Annotated in this window: 9 protein-coding genes; 7 read left to right on the top strand and 2 right to left on the bottom strand. The window is 65.4% G+C overall.

What is annotated here, in order from left to right; all coding sequences use genetic code 11:
* Positions 1-42: 42 nt before the first annotated feature.
* The 4 genes from ACOQPP_RS05985 to ACOQPP_RS05970 all read left to right on the top strand — a co-directional run bounded on the left by ACOQPP_RS05985 (position 43) and on the right by ACOQPP_RS05970 (position 7,361).
* Positions 43-2,337: a tetratricopeptide repeat protein gene (locus ACOQPP_RS05985; RefSeq protein ID WP_420636024.1), complete on the top strand. Its 2,295-nt coding sequence runs from the start codon at positions 43-45 to the stop codon at positions 2,335-2,337.
* A gap of 268 nt (positions 2,338-2,605) precedes the next feature.
* Positions 2,606-5,818, top strand: a complete 3,213-nt coding sequence (locus ACOQPP_RS05980) for an amidohydrolase (RefSeq protein ID WP_420636023.1) — start codon at positions 2,606-2,608, stop codon at positions 5,816-5,818.
* 109 nt (positions 5,819-5,927) lie between these two features.
* A complete protein-coding gene (locus ACOQPP_RS05975; RefSeq protein ID WP_420636022.1) occupies positions 5,928-7,127 on the top strand; it encodes a hypothetical protein in 1,200 nt (399 codons plus the stop codon).
* 9 nt (positions 7,128-7,136) lie between these two features.
* The gene (locus ACOQPP_RS05970) at positions 7,137-7,361 is read left to right on the top strand and encodes a CoA transferase (protein WP_420636225.1); all 225 of its coding nucleotides are present in this window, start codon (positions 7,137-7,139) and stop codon (positions 7,359-7,361) included.
* 95 nt (positions 7,362-7,456) lie between these two features.
* Here the strand turns inward: ACOQPP_RS05970 and ACOQPP_RS05965 are convergent, their stop codons facing one another.
* The gene (locus ACOQPP_RS05965; RefSeq protein WP_420636224.1) at positions 7,457-9,346 is read right to left on the bottom strand and encodes a KGGVGR-motif variant AAA ATPase; all 1,890 of its coding nucleotides are present in this window, start codon (positions 9,344-9,346) and stop codon (positions 7,457-7,459) included.
* Between the two features lie 1,150 nt (positions 9,347-10,496).
* Complete coding sequence (locus ACOQPP_RS05960) at positions 10,497-11,837, bottom strand: M24 family metallopeptidase (RefSeq protein WP_420636021.1); 1,341 nt, start codon at positions 11,835-11,837, stop codon at positions 10,497-10,499.
* Between the two features lie 251 nt (positions 11,838-12,088).
* Here ACOQPP_RS05960 and ACOQPP_RS05955 point away from each other — a divergent pair, with 251 nt between their 5' ends.
* The 3 genes from ACOQPP_RS05955 (at position 12,089) to ACOQPP_RS05945 (ending at position 15,759) form a co-directional block, all read left to right on the top strand.
* Entirely contained in the window at positions 12,089-13,174 is a 1,086-nt protein-coding gene (locus ACOQPP_RS05955) for an endonuclease NucS domain-containing protein (RefSeq protein ID WP_420636020.1), read from the top strand.
* A gap of 197 nt (positions 13,175-13,371) precedes the next feature.
* A complete protein-coding gene (locus ACOQPP_RS05950; protein ID WP_419163863.1) occupies positions 13,372-14,064 on the top strand; it encodes a DUF433 domain-containing protein in 693 nt (230 codons plus the stop codon).
* Positions 14,065-14,277: 213 nt separating this feature from the next.
* A complete protein-coding gene (locus ACOQPP_RS05945; RefSeq protein ID WP_420636019.1) occupies positions 14,278-15,759 on the top strand; it encodes an amidohydrolase family protein in 1,482 nt (493 codons plus the stop codon).
* Positions 15,760-15,767 lie beyond the last annotated feature (8 nt).

Below are 15,767 nucleotides of genomic sequence, written 5' to 3'. Positions count from 1 at the left end.
ATGGACACGCCGCAAAGTCCTCCCTCCTCACACCCGTCACGGGTGAGCCTGGCGCGCGAACTGATCCAGCGGCGCGTTCCTCACATCCTGGCCATCTACGCCGGGGCATCATGGGGGCTGGTCGAGTTCACGAACTTCGCCGTGGACGAGTTCCTGCTCTCGCCGCACTGGACGCGAATGGTGCTGGTCACGCTGTTCGTGCTGCTGCCGAGTGTCTTGATGTTTGCCTGGTTTCACGGAAAGCCGGGGCGGGACAGAGATTCGCTGGCCCGGACCGAGCGGATCGGTATTCCCGCCAATCTTGTGCTGTGCGCAGTCGTGCTGTGGGCGCTCTACGGGGGAGAGGAGCTGGGCTCGGTCACGACCTCGCTCACTGTGGAGACGGAGGACGGGGAGACCATCGAACGAGAGGTCCCCAGGACCGGGTTCAGGAAGACCATGGCGCTCTTCCCCCTGGATCTCGGCCCCGGGATCGCAGAGGACGAATCGTGGATCTCCTACGCGGTTCCCGAGGCGCTGGTGCTTGACCTCATGCCGGACGATTTCTTCGCGCCGATCCGCCTCTACCGGTATGGGTCGTACGCGCGGGAGCGGGGGTTCGACAGCTTCGCGGCAGCGCCCCTCGCGCTCAAGCGCGAACTGGCACAGGAGGTGTACGCGGGGTTCATGGCGGCCGGCGAGATCGACCGGGTGGACGACCTCCTCCGCGTCACCCTCAGGCTATATGGAGTGGGCGACGGATCGCTCGCGAGAGAGGCCGTCTACGAAGGGACCGACCTACTCGCGCTCGTCGACGAGATGTCGGCCCCGGTGAAGGCCGCGCTGGGGATTCCGGCCCGTGAAGGCATCGAGGACCTGCCCGTGCGGGGACGGCTCTCGGAGAATGCCGCCGCTGTGGAGGCGTTCTTCAAGGGGATCTTCCGCCAATTCGCCCACCGGGATGCCGAAGGGGCCATCGAATACCTGGCCACCGCCACCGCGCTCGATCCCAGCTTCACCGTGGCCCAGTACACCTTGTACGCGGTGCTGCAAACGTTTGCGGAGGGCGAGACCGTTGCCGTGGCTCCCCTGGTGGCAGCCATGGAGAACCTGTACCGAATGCCTGAGCGCTTCGGCTTCCAGGTGAAGGCGGACTACTACAGGCTCACCGGGGAGATGGACCGGGCGGCGGCCGTGGTGGGGATGTGGATCGAACTGTACCCCAACGATGTGAACGCGCTGCGCAGCCAGGCGGAGATCCAGATATCCGGGGGCGATTGGGAGGAGCTGCTGGCGACCTTCGCCGCGATCCGCCGCCTCGATCCTCTGGACGGCGGACCGATCCTGGGGATGGCGCAGGCGCACGAGCAGCTGGGCAATTATGACCAGGCTTTGTCCCTGCTGACCGAGTATGTAGGGCGGTTCCCGGGAGAGGCGTTCGCGTACACGCGGCTGGCCGACTTCCATCGGCGGCGCGGCAGGTATGACGACGCACGCGAAGCGATGGAGCGCGCCATCGTCCTGGAGCCTTTGGCAGCTGACCTCGTGCGGGAACTCGCGGGACTTGACCTGGACATCGGCCGATTGGACGAAGCCAGCGCCGGGTACGAGCGTTCGTTGGCGCTGGCCCGTACTCCGCACCGGAGGGCGCAGGCGCTCTGGGGGCTCACACACTACCACCACCGCCGCGGGGAAATGGCCGACGCGATCCAGGCGATCGAAGCAAGGCTGCAGGAGGAATCAGGCGTCGAGACGCCGCTCGGTATGGCTTTCAGACGGGCCGGGGACATCCTCGTCTACCTTGACGCGGGTCGCCTTGAGGAGGCGGGCGCCCTCCTGGCGGAATTGCAGGCACAGTCCCCGGCATTGCTGTCCACCTACTTCCCGCGCGTGGCAGTGCAGTTCGCTCTGGAGGCGGAGGGCCTTGACGCCGCTCTGGAGGCGCAGCGGCGGGCATCGGAGATAGTGGAGTCCGGGGGTCTGGAAGGAAACCGCCCCGACCTCCTGGGGAATCTGGGTCTGATCCGGGACCGCGGGGGGGACTACGAGGGAGCGGCGGAGAGCTTCAGGGCGGCGATCGCGTTTTCGCCGCAGGGGAGATTCCACCGCGGCACGGGACGGGCGCTGCGCCAGGCGGGTCGGCTGGACGAAGCGGAAGTCGAGCTACGGGAAGCGTTGCGTCTGGTTCCAGCCGATCCGCACGCGCACGTGGAGATGGGGTTGCTGATGGAGGCAGGGGGGGATGTTGAAGCGGCGGCGGAGCACCTGATGAGCGCGCTCGCCGTGTGGGAGAATGCCGACGAGGACTTCGAGCCGGCGCGGGAGACGCGCGCGAAGCTGGCGGAGTTGGGGGGGTGAGGAGGCCGGCCCCCCCTGACGAGCAGCGTCGCGCTCAAGACGAGGTCGTCCGACCCGTGTTCGCCGAGCGCGTCACCGTGGACTACGACGGACTCGGAGAACTCCGGTTCGTTCGAACCCCGCTGCTCAGACCGAAGTGCTCGAACTCTCCGACGCGGCGGTCTCCCGCCTCGCGGCGGAGGCCGTGATCGGTACGGAGTAGGGGACACGCAGTACAGATTCGGGACGTTCCCGCGGGAACGCCTTTCCCACTGCAGGGAGGATGTCGATGCGCAGTCATCCGATGATCTCGCTTTCGCTCGCGGGCTGCCTCGTTCTCGGAGCGGACGCGGAGGCGCAGGAGACGGCGGACGACGTCGGCGGGCTCGCGACGGAGGGACTCCCGCTCGAGCCCACGCGGGAGATCCGCTTCCGGACGGACCGCGGTTCGTGGATGTCGGTCGACGTGAGCCCGGACGGCGCGACGCTCGCCTTCGATATGCTCGGCGATCTGTACACGCTGCCCATCGAGGGGGGCACGGCCACGCCACTGCTGACCGGTCCCGCCTTCGAGAGCCAGCCGCGCTTCAGCCCCGACGGCTCCGACCTCGTGTTCGTCTCAGACCGGAGCGGAGGACAGAACCTCTGGATCCTCAGCCTCGACGGGACCGACACGACGCAGGTCACCCGCGGCAACGACAACCTCTACACGTCGCCCGAGTGGTCGCCTGACGGCGATTACCTCGTGGCCTCGCGCACCTACAGCCCGCTCGGCGGGGCCGCGAAACCCTGGCTCTTCCACCGCGACGGCGGAAGCGGCATCGCGCTCATCGATGAACCCGACAACCTGAAGGCAATCGGGGCCGCCTTCGATCCCACCGGCCGGTACGTCTATCTCGCCCAGGGAACCGGCGACTGGACGTACGACGCGGCTTTCCCGAAGTACCAACTCACCCGATACGACCGCGAGACCGGTCGTCGCGCGACCCTCACGAGCCGGTACGGATCCGGCGTCCGGCCTGCGGTTTCCCCCGATGGCGGCACGCTCGTCTACGGCACGCGCCACGAGGATGCGACGGGCCTCCGCGCCCGCGACCTCGCGACGGGAGAAGAGCGTTGGCTCGCCTACCCGGTGCAGCGCGACGACATGGAGAGCCGCGCCACGCTCGACATCCTGCCGGGTTACGCCTTCACGCCCGACGGGGCGGCGGTCGTACTCTCCCACGGCGGCCGGTTGTGGCGGGTTCCGGTGGCTGGAATGCAAGAAACGGACGGCGGCGACGCGGTCGAGATTCCGTTCGAGGTCGACGTGGCGCTCCATGTGGGCCCGCGTCTCGACTTCGACTATCCGATCGAAGACGCGCCGACCTTCCAGGTACGTCAGATCCGGGACGTCGTCCTCTCGCCCGACGGGAGCCGGGTCGCCTTCACGGCGCTGGGACGCCTCTATGTGATGGGAGCGGACGGCGGGGTCCCGAGGCGGGTCGGAGAGGAGATCGAGGGCGGGCTGGCGGAGCCGTCCTGGTCGCCGGACGGGGAGACGCTGGCGGTCGTAAGCTGGGACGAGCCGGAGGGAGGCTACCTTTGGACCGTCTCGTTCGATGGCGGCGCGGCGCGGCGGGTCTCCGACCTCCCGCGCTTCATGCGGTCTCCCGCCTGGTCGCCCGACGGGGGCCACATCGTGCTGCTCCAGGCGCCGGTGCGGGCTCGACTGGCGGGAGGGGCGGGAAGCCAGACCGACATCGTGTGGTACGACCCGGCGGGCGATGGCCCCACGGTCGTGGCCGAGGCAATGGGCCGCTCGGAACCCCACCTCCGACGTGATCAGCCGGACCGAATCTACCTGCACGCGGGTTCGCGCGGCCTCGTCTCCGTGCGCTGGGACGGCACCGACGAGAGGGAGCACCTCAAGGTCACCGGCTTCTCGGCCACGCGCGGCGGGTCACCCGCCAACGCCTCGTCGATCCGGGTCGCGCCGAGCGGCGACCGCACGCTCGCCAGGGTGGGGAACGACCTGTATGTGGTGACCCTGCCGCAGATCGGTGCCGAGGCGCCCACGATCTCGGTGCGCGATCCGGACGGGGCGGCGGTCCCCGTCACCCGCGTGACGGAGTTCGGCGGGGAATTCCCCGCCTGGAGCGCCGACGGCGGTACGGTCGTATGGGCGCTGGGGAACGCGTACTTCCGCTACGACCTGGCCCGGGCGCGCGCGGTCCACGACAGCCTGGAGGCGATCCCGGCCGACACGGCGCAGGCCGCCGCGGCGGAGCGGGAAGAGGCGCGCTACCGCCCCGTGGAGGTGCGCGTCGAGCTGCAAGCGGACCGCGACCTGCCCGTCGGGCGTCTCCTGCTCAGCGGCGCCCGGATCATCACCATGCGGGGCGACGAAGTGATCGAGCGCGGCGACGTGCTCATCGACGGAAACCGCATCGCCGCCGTGGGACCCTCCGGCACTCTCGCCGTCCCCGACGACGCGGAGACCCACGACGTGAGCGGCATGACCATCATGCCCGGCTTCGTGGACACCCACGCGCACCTGCGCCCACCCCGCGATATCCACACGACACAGCCCTGGGGCTACCTTGCGAACCTCGCGTTCGGAGTTACGACGACGCGCGACCCCCAGACCGGCGTGTCCGACGTCCTCACCTACGCGGACCGCGTGCGCTCCGGAGACATCCTCGGGCCCCGCATCTATTCCACCGGCCCCGGCGTGTTCGGCAACTATCAGCCCGGCGAACCGATCCGCGATCTCGACCACGCGCGAGACATCCTCACCCGCTACGCGGACTATTACGACACGAAGACGTTCAAGATGTACCTGGCGGGAAACCGCCAGCAACGACAGTGGCTCGTCATGGCCGCCCGCGAACTGGAACTCATGCCGACGACCGAGGCCGGCCTGGACCTGCAGCTCGATCTCACGCACGCGATGGACGGCTACCCCGGCATCGAGCACAATCTGCCCGTCTATCCGCTGCACAGTGACGTCGTCCGATTGTTCTCCGAGACGAAAGTCGTGAATACGCCCACGCTCGTCGTCTCGTTCGGCGGACCGATGGGCGAGATCTACTGGTTCACCAGCGAGAACGTCCACGATCACCCCCGCCTGGCCCGGTTCACGCCCCACGAGACGCTGGACGCCCGCACGCGCCGCCGCGCCGGTGCTTCGGGAGCGGTGGGCTGGGCCGTCCCCGAGGAGTTCGTGTTCGAGGAGAACGCCGCCTTCCTGGCCGAGGTCGTCGCCGAGGGCGGCCTCGCGGGCGTCGGCAGCCACGGCCAGCTCCAGGGCCTCGCGTACCACTGGGAGCTGTGGATGGTCGCCTCGGGAGGCATGTCGAACCACGACGCACTGAAGGCCGCGACCATCTTCGGCGCGAACGGCATCGGCCTCGAGCGCGAACTCGGCTCCGTCGAGCCCGAAAACTGGCCGATCTGCTCGTCCTGTCGGAGAACCCGCTCGAGGACCTGCGCAACTCTCTTGCGATCGAGCGCGTCATGATCAACGGACGCCTGTTCGAAGCCGAAACGCTCGACGAGGTCTGGCCCCGCCAGCGCCCTCTGGGCTACCGAGGCTTCGTTGCCGACGAACCCGACACAGGGAGCCGCGATTGAGCATCGATGGACGGGCTACCTCTCGACATACCGCACGGTCTGTTGCGTGGGGCTGCTGTGTTTCCGTTCTCGCATGTGGCGAAGCGAGCGTCGATCCCTCGCTCGTCACGCAGCGGGACAGCGCCGGCGTCCAGATCGTGGAGGCGTTCCGCCCCGCCTGGGGCGATTCGAGCGGCTGGACCGTCGACCCTGGGCCCATCCTGGACCTGACGCGGTCCGGCCAGGGCGAGGACCACGAATTCTACCGGGTCGGCGGCGTGACCCATCTCTCCGACGGCCGTGTGGTGGTCTCGGGTCAGCAGGAGATCCGACTCTACTCCGCAGCAGGCGAATTCCTCGGGTCGTTCGGACGGGAGGGGGAAGGGCCTGGCGAGTTCCGACAGATCTGGGGCATGGAGCGAATCTCCGGCGACACCCTCCTCCTGCTCGACTACGACGAGCGCGTCACCGTGGTCGCCCCCGACCTGACCCTTTCCCGCACGTTCACCCTGCCGTTGTTCACGGATGCGATCTACGACCTCGGCGGCGGCACGCTCCTGGTGCAACTCGGTTACGGCAGCATGCGGATGTACGAAGGCACCGGCGGGCTACGCCGGGAGCCGTGGTCGCTGTGGCGATTCGACGTGCACGGCACCCGGATCGACAGCATCGGCGAGTCGGCGGGTTTCGAGGAGCTGATGATCACACGGGGTGAGAGTCTGCTCAGCACGGTCCCCTTCTTCGCTCGCGTCAGCCAGGTCGCCACCCGCGGAGGCAGGATTCTGCGCGGTTCGGCCGACGCCATGGAGGTGGAGGAACTCGCGGCGACCGGCGGGCTGATCCGCCTCATCAGGATCCCCGACTATCCGCTGGAACTGACGCCGGATGAAATCGACGCCGCCCGGGAATCGCTCGGCGAAGACCCTGGATCCGTTACGATGCAGATGTTCGAGGCGATGTCGGGGATGCGGCCCGCCTACGCGGACATCATGGTCGACCCGTCGGGAGCCATCTGGCTGGAGCGGTACCGGGCACGCCACGAACGGGAGTCGCCACAGAGCTGGCTGGTCCTCGACCACGATGGCACATGGCTCGGCCAGCTCGTGATGCCCGCCGGATTCAGCCTCCACGAAGTCCAGACGGACGCACTCCTCGGAGTCTGGACCGACGCCCTCGACGTCGAACACCCGCAGCTCCTGCGCCTCCGCCGGAACTGAGCCTTCGACCTGCTGAACGATCCCCGCCTGGAATCCGCCGACGCCCGTACCAAGAACCAGGCGCTCCTCGACGAAGTCGTCAGGCCCGTGTTCGCCGAGATGACGCGGGACGAGGCCGTCCGACGGCTCCTCGATGTGGGCGTCCCGGCGGGGCCGGTGCAGACCTCCGACGACCTCCTCGCCTGCCCACAACTCGAGGCGCGAGGGGTGCGGGTCACTTCGCGACGAAACTAGCCGCTCCAGTGCCTCTCGAATCCCCACTCGGGGAGTCGGCGGTGAAGCCGGATCGATTAGCCGCTGCAACGCGTGGGAAAAAGTGCTCAATTCGCTCAGGTTGCAGCCGGCTCTGTGATCCGCATGAAGGCCGGAGCGACGTCTTCACCTGACACCAGACGGCGTATCTCGCCGCAATGCGCACCGAACTGTTCGTATGTGACGCGGGTGTAAGACCAGCAACTTATGGCACTCCGCTGCCCTCGAACGGCTTCTTCAGCTGCTGCCAAATAGGAGTTGGCGTCATCGTACCGCCTCCCGAACCATGCGGCGACTGCGAGTGCCTGTAGAGCGTTTGCATCATCGAGCCAATGTGACTTGTCCTCCCCAACATCGAGCGCATGCAGCACGCGCTCGAATATCTCGGGGTCGGGTGTACCGGTACTCGCCCAAACGGCCATCGCCAGATTGAACGCTGTCGGTAGAATCGAAACACCCTTGCCCTGGTCAATTGCGCGTTCGAATAACCCACGAGCCTCCCCAAACTTGGCAATCGACATGTAGGCAAAGGCAAGATTCCATTGCCAAGTGTCTCTTTCTTCAGCAGCTACGTCACCACCGGATAGGATTCGTTCCAAGATTGCGGCGGCTACGCATCTCTCTTGGGAAGAAAGGTTAAGGTCGTCAGCCACTTCGGCTTGATCAGAACGCGACAAGCCACGGATTACAGGGCTTCCGTCCACATAAGTGGTGCGGTCTTCCCTTCGTGCTTCCAGCATATTGAGGCCCCGGAAGATCAGACTGTAGCTTATCTCGTCGTTAGGAACAGAGGTCTCGACGGGACTCTGAAAGAACAACATAAGTGCTTCGGCGGCGCCCTCATGGTTACCCGTTACGTGTCGAGACTCAGCAAGTCTCATTTGATGTCTCTTGCTCAGCGACCCCAGTTCAGCCATTCTCTCGAACAGATCAGCGGCATCGAGAATCGAACCACGGTAGTAGCTGGTTTCTGCCAGCTCACCCAGCACACCGGCGTCTTCCGCGTACTCTTGTCGTATCTGACCTAGGAACGTCTCGTCGGGCAACTCCTGTGAACTCTTCCCTGCGTCTCGGAGATAGTCGAGAACCCCATCCCTGTCGTGTACATTGAGGGCACGTATCTTCTTTGTCAGTTGCCGGTAGGAGCCGGCAAGCGATGTTCGAGGCCGAATCCGAGTGTAGATTGGTTGGGTCAACAAATCCATACTCTGGTACTGCCTGACTTCAAGCAAACGGCCCTGTGGGATGGAGAGCTCCTTCCGAAAGGCTTGACGATGCTCCGTTAGGATGTCGTCCTCGTCGTCGGCATCAGGTATCGAGGCCATCACAAAATGCAAAGCAATGTCCTGCTGTCTACGCGGCGTCGTACCCTCGTCACGTATCGACTGCACGACCCCCTTCATCCCGCGCAAGCTCTGGTCGTCAGGTCGAAACAGCGTCACGACGGCATCCGGCAGGTGGCGTGTACAAATACCTCCGACGTCCGTGAAGCCAGTACGGGAATCCAGGAGAACATAATCGACATGGAGTGCTTCCCACTGTGCTCTCATGTCCTCGAACATCACGTATCCGTCGTAGTCCACGTAGAGCTCATTCCAGTCAATCGCGTTCAGACGGCTGCCATAGCTGCTGTCGATTCGGCCGGCAGGCATTAGTGAAATCGCGCCGCCGCAGTTGTCGGGAGTGGCATCCACGATGTGGTCAGAAACCTCTGGGGCCCGCATGGTCTTCATATAGGTACTGACGTACTCCACGATCCCGGGGTGATCGAAGTTGGCGCTCACGCCGGTGTTGGTTGTTCCGCGGGGAGTGGACTTCCAACGGTCGGCATGGATTGCGGGTGCCTCAAGATCAAAATCAATGACGAGTACGCTAAGTCCCGCTTGGGCCATCTCATAGGCAACATTCAGCAAGGCTAGGGTGCGACCGACGCCGCCCTTGAACGAATAGAACGTGGCTACGTACATCAAGCGACCGCGCTCCGGGGGCTCCAGCCGGTGGCCTTGCGGCGGTAGGTACCTTCAAGCTCTGGGGAGAGACGGACCAAACGGATCGAGGCACGGGTCCCCACTGCGGCTGCTCTGCCGGACAGACTCTCTTGGTTCGCGGACGAACGGAGGCGATCAACGTTAACACAATGGTGTAACAATCGCAGATAGCGATCGCTAGAAGTGTTCTGAATCACTTCGCGGCGTTCCCAGCGGGCCAGAGTTGCCTCGCCAAAACCGGTCAACCGTGCGAAGGCGGCGCGGGACATTTTGTGCCGGGCACGGAGGGCACGGATCTCCTTGGGCGTGAGGACGCCAAGGTGTCGGCAGACGACATCGTGTTCGATGATCGCGGCGGCTTGGCCTGTAAACGAGACGGTGCAACTCGCGCAGGTGTGGACAGGGATATCAGCGCTGAGTTCTACCGCGTTGCAGCCTACGCCGTAGATGAAGGGGTTTCGAACGAGTGCGGTCTTGAGTCCGGGAGTCCCGCACATTTCACAGGCAGCAGGTCCCTCGATTTGATCGAGAACGGTCGGTTTCGAAGCGATTTTACTCATGGTCGCGCTCGCTGGGGTGGAAACTTCGCAGCAGGGCCGTACTCCCTCCGCGGAATTGGAGCTTCACGTAGATGAGTGGCAAGCCGGGACCTAGTTTTTCGCAGAAAACCCATGCCCTCTCGCCCGGGGGTTGTTCCAACGCGATTTCAGTCAACGGGATATCCGACTCGAGGAGGCGAACGATCTCTCCCCACATGCCGCCTTCCGTCAGGGGCTGGCCGGACTCGGGATGAGCCACCTGCCGAAAGCGCACATCTGTCGGTCGCTTCGTTGTGAACACACACGTTCGTCGGCCCTTCTGGATCAGTGTGATCAGCTGGCGGCGTATCTCTGGATGCTGGTCGGGTTCGCCCCCCTCGGGGCGATCCTGGGCTACGCTCATGCGCGATGCCGATCATATGATGCCACATTGGCTTGTGCAACGGCCGTACTCCTAGCTTTCTTCGACGCTGATGATATCATATGATCTGATACGGCGAAAGGTTCCCCGCGAGTGTAGGTGCGTTCCCTGGGGCTCTCCGCCCTCGGCCGCTGCGAAGCACTGGCAACAGCGGTGGTCGAGGCAGTCGCTACCGGATCAGGTGCAGTTCGGTCTGACGTCGGAGCATCCAGCGGATCTCGCCGTCGAGCGTGACTTCGGCCTCCTCCTCCTGGGCCATCCGCACCGGCTGGCCGTCCCACTCGGGCACCGGGGTCGTCACCTGGAGTTCGGTCGAGAACCACATACCCGGGATCACCGGAGGATCGCCGCGGCCGGGGACGCCCGTCTGGTAGTCCCATAGCCCGATGAGCGGACCCGCCCCGTGTCCGTGGTCGCCGATCGGGTGCGTGTACATCGTCCCGTTGAGTCCCTCCGCCCGCATCTTCTCCAGCACCGAGGCCAGGATCTCGTTTCCGGTGCGGCCGACCTTCGTCTCCTCGAGGAGGATGTCCTGCAGGCGGTTCGAGTTTGCGAGCGCGCGCCGCAGGCCCGCGGGCGCCTCCGTCTCGCCTTCGCGTAGGATGTAGGCCATGTGCTGGGTGTCGGTCGCCAGTCCGAACGCGACGAGTCCGAAGTCGCAGTGGAGCACGTCCCCCCGCTCGATCACCGGCGTCGTTACGCCCCCCATGTCGACCGCCCGCCGCTGCACCGACACCGAGGGCTGGAACCAGGAGTCGAGACCCAGGTCGTGCACGCGCTGGCGCATCCACCACACGACATCGGCGGTCGTGGTCCGGCCGGGGACGATCACGACCTCGGAGAACGCCGTGCCGATGATCTCGTGCACGACCGCCTGCATGCGGCGGTAGACGGGAGTCATGGCGGGCACGCGCATGGCCAGGTAGTCGATCGCCAGCAGCGGCTCACGCACCACGCGGCTCGCGAGATCGGGCCCGAGCGCCGCCTCCATCTGCTCCCACTCACCCGCCGTGAGTCCGTCGGCGAAGTTGTGGTCGTGCGAGATGTTGACCGCGATCCGCCGCGGGTCGCGCTCGCGCACCATGTCGGCGAAGAGATTCCACTGGTCCTCGCCCCACAGCTCCGCAGCCCTGCCGTCCGGGGCGGTGGCCGTGGCCCGCACCGCCTCGTAGACGCCCCCCTGCGACGTGCCCCCCAGAGCCAGGCGCTCCACGCCGTGCTCCGGTCCCCGGTCGTGGAAGATGTAGATCGTCCGACGCCGCGCCGCGAAGGTCGTGGGGGAGACGAGGGCCGGGAAGACGGGATCCTCGTTGTACTCCCGCATGGCCAGGACCCACATGTCCACGCCGTGCCTGCGCATCAGCATGGGCAGGTTGTTCTCGAGTCTCTCCTCGAGCCACGCCTGCTGCGTCCGCGCCTGCTCCCGCAGCGTCCCGAAGGGCCGCTCCGCCCGGTAGTCGCGGGCCTGAGCCTCCAGCCCGACCCCGGGAAGGGGGACGATAGCCGCCATCGACAGCGCTATGGCCGCGAGAACTCGGCCTCCCCGCGGGCTGGCTCCGCTCCGACCAAGGGAAACTCGGTCCTCTCGGTGGGCACCTCTCCTTCGGCCCCGGACCGATTCGGCGGTGGGTGGTGCGACCGTCGGCATCATCTGACCTCGCATTGTCGGAGTGAGGAGTAGGTGTCCCGTTGCTCTCCAGGGGTCACGGCCGGCAATCTTGCGGCCCGGCGGACGGCGATAGCGAGAATCAAGGTGACCGGATGAGAGTGTTCAGCATAGGGGCGGACGACGACTTCACCGAGTACGAAGCTCGGGAGTTCGAAGCCGAGCATGAGGAAACCGTGCTCCAGAGGTGGCTCGAGGCAAACCCCGACGGAATCCTGGAGGACAGCGGCATCCTGATCATTGGGCGAGAGGTCTCAACGAACCTCGGCGGATTCATAGATCTGCTCGGTCTAGACCGCCAAGGGAACGTCGTGGTCGTGGAACTGAAGCGAGACCGCACGCCGAGAGACACGATCGCGCAGGCTCTCGAGTACGCGGCGTATGCGGAGCGACTCGACGCAGATGGGCTGGAGCGGATCCTTCGAGCCTACGAACGAGATGAATCACTTAGTCTCGCCGACCAGCATCGGAAGTACTACATGCTCGACGACGCCGAGGCAGTGGCCTTCAACAAGGACCAACGGGTCGTAGTCGTTGGCCAGGCGGTGACCCCTCAGATCAGACAGACCGCAACATTCCTGGGGTTGAAGGGGGTCGACGTCACCTGCGTCGAGTTCACCTTCTTTCAAGCAGAGGGCGGCCGCCGTTTGCTGTCTCAGGAGATCGTCGTGAGCGGGTCGCGCCTGCAGCCGGGTCCGGTTTCCGGCACGCGGATCAGAATGACGGAGATTCACTTTCTCGAGTCTTGCGACGAGCACGGCAAGGCGGTCTTCTCCCGAATTCTGAGCTGGGCGCGACGTAACTCCATCTCCATCAAATGGGGTCGAGGCTTCACCGCGGGTGTCGATCTCGATGGGAAGAGAGTGCTCGTCTGTGAAGCGTATGCGCGGGATACGGATTGGCCGCAGCACCTGTATACCCCCCTTCGTAATCGTGCGTCGGGCCTTCCCACGGCAGCGGTTCCCGAGGCGGTCATCGACTCCCTAGCCTCGCAGGCTCAGGTCACGGGACTCTTCACGGACACGGGTAAGAGCATGAGGTGTGACATTAACCGCGCGTTTGCGGATGCCGAGGTAGACGCACTCCTGGCATGGTTGGAATCCGTCAGACAGGCAATCATGAACCATGGCCCGGAGACGCCGCCCGAATCGCGTGCTGCACTCCATGGAGGTGACGAATAGGTTCTTCGCGGGCCGGCACCCCCAGATGATACAGGCTGGCACGGCCCCCACCCCGCTGTTGCTGTTGACGGTGCCTTCGGGACCAAGCCGCGTGCGTTGTTCCTCGGATGAGAGCACGGCCGTAGCTTGGCGGGCGTCGACGCTCTTGAGAGAAAGAGAGGCCCAGCGCCGTTGACCGACCGGTACCCCGAGTCGTCATGAGCGGCTCGCCCGCCGATGATCTTAGAGACCGTCCGTCCTACCCGGCCGCCGAAGCAGGACGTCTGGTAGGCCTGAATCCAGCCCGCGTACGCCGCTGGTTCAAGGGCTACGACTACATGCACGGTAGCGCGGTGCGCCACCAAGCTCCGGTTGTCAGGCGGCGGGGCGATCGCGGCACATCGTACGCTTCGTTTCTGGATCTTGTAGATCTGTTATTCGTGAAACAGTTTCTCGATCACGGCGTTTCCCTTCAGCGAGTCCGCGCGGCGCTTCGAGAAGCTTTCGAGATTCTTGGGACGACCCGAGCCCTGAGAGAGACCTTCTTCACTGACGGGAATGACGTCTACGTCAAGGTGCGTGACCAGGGTGATGCGATCCTTGAGCTGCTCTCCGGTGGGCAGTGGACCATCGCGCCCGTCATAAGACAGCTCTCAACCCAAATCGAGTTCGACTCGCCCGGAGGGCTGGCGCGCCGCTGGTATCCACTCGGCCGCAAGGGGCATGTGGTACTCGATCCCTTCGTATGCTTTGGTCGGCCGGTGGTTGTGGGACGGGGCATCGCGACGGCGAGTGTCTACGACCTCTTTCGCGCGGAGAACGAGAGAGCGGAAGCTGTCCGTGCCTGGTGGGAGTTGAGTGACAGGGAAGTTGAGGCGGCGGTGGAGTTCGAGCGACGCCTCGCGGCATGACCTTCTTCGTTGACAACAATCTCGGCACCGCGCTGGCCGCAGGTATGAAGGGGTTGGCCACGGATAAAGGAAATTGCCGCCAAGACCCAGCGACCTTTTCATTCAGGGTGCTCCCCACGGGGACAAGGTTCAAGCCGCTTCCATTGGACTGAATCGCTGCACGTCTGGAAGAAGGCCATTTCGGCACCAGGGAAAGCGGAAACGGAGCGAGAGATGATGGAGCGATGGCTGTGGCACTCAAGACGACTCCGCCGGGAGGGCCCGGGGTGGCCGGAGCTGATGGAGTACGGCTTGCTTGCTCTCGCTCTGGCCATTCCGGCGTCGGCAGCACCCGCTCAGGTAGCCGCGCAAACCCTGGCGGTCACCGGGGCCACCGTCATCGACCCTCTGGCCGACGCGCCTCTGACAAACGGCGTGGTCGTGATGGAGGACGGGCGGATCACCGCGGTGGGAGCGGCGGACGCCGTGGACGTTCCCGCGGGAACGGAAATCATCGACGCGCGGGGCAAGTACGTCATCCCCGGCCTGATGGATGCCAACCTTCATCTCTACCTGAACCTCGATCTCGAGACCCTTATCAAGTACGAGGGCCGCTATCACGAGATCGTGCTGGAGGCGGCGCAACTCACGCTCAAGACCGGGCAGACCACCGTCTTCGACACCTGGGGCCCCCTGGGCGCGCTGGCGAAGGCGCGGGACATGATCGACGCCGGAGAGGCGCCGGGTAGCCGCATCTACTTCGCCGGCAACATCATCGGCTTCGACGGGCCTCTCTCGACGGACTTCCGAGGCGAAGCGGCGGCGCACGTCAGCAAGTCGTTCGTACGCCGCACCAACGAGGCGTGGGAGCACGGGACGGGCCGCGACCTGATGTGGATGACGCCCGATTCCGTGCGCACCGCGATCCGCCGGTACACGGACACGGGGGTCGACTTCCTCAAGTACGGCTCCAGCAGCCACGTGGAGATGTTCTTCATCTCCTTCTCCGAGCGCGTGCAGCGCGTGATCGTCGAGGAGGGACACCGGGCGGGCATGACGGTCCAGACGCACACGACCTCGGTCGAGAGCCTCGACATGGCGATCGAGGCGGGCGTGGACATCATCACGCACGGCGACATCTCCGGCCCCGTCGTCCCCATCCCGATGGAGACGGTCCGGAAACTAGTGGAGCGGGATATCGCCGTGTCCGTGCTCCCGATCACGCAGCGGCGCCTCGACGCTCTCCAGAAGCACAACCCCGACGGAACGCTCACGCCCTACATGGCCGTCGCCCACGAAAACCAAGCGCGGATGATCGAGGCGGGCGTCTCGATGCTCCTCTCGACTGACGCCGGCATCAAGCACCCGGTGCTGCTCGCCGAGTCCGGCACGATCGCCTCGGACACCGTGGACCAGCGGGTAAAGCTCGGCGAGGGCCATTTCAACGCGATGGCCGCGCTCGAGGAACTCGGGATGGCGCCGATGGAGATCCTCCGGTCGATGACGAGCCACATCGCCCGCGCCTACGAGATGGAAGAGGAGATCGGCTCGCTGCGGCCGGGAATGATCGCGGACCTCGTGATCCTGGACGCCAACCCGCTGGAAGCGGCGCGGAACTACCGAGCCATCCACGCCGTGATCAAGGACGGCCGCCGAGTGGACATCGATGCCCTCCCTGTCGCCCCGATCATCAGCGTCCTGAAGCCGGACAACTGATTCGGGCG

Source organism: Candidatus Palauibacter sp. (genome assembly GCF_965222475.1).
GTDB lineage: Bacteria > Gemmatimonadota > Gemmatimonadetes > Palauibacterales > Palauibacteraceae > Palauibacter.
The sequence above is the reverse complement of the archived record's forward strand: the minus strand, read 5'-3'. Positions and strand labels throughout refer to the sequence as shown.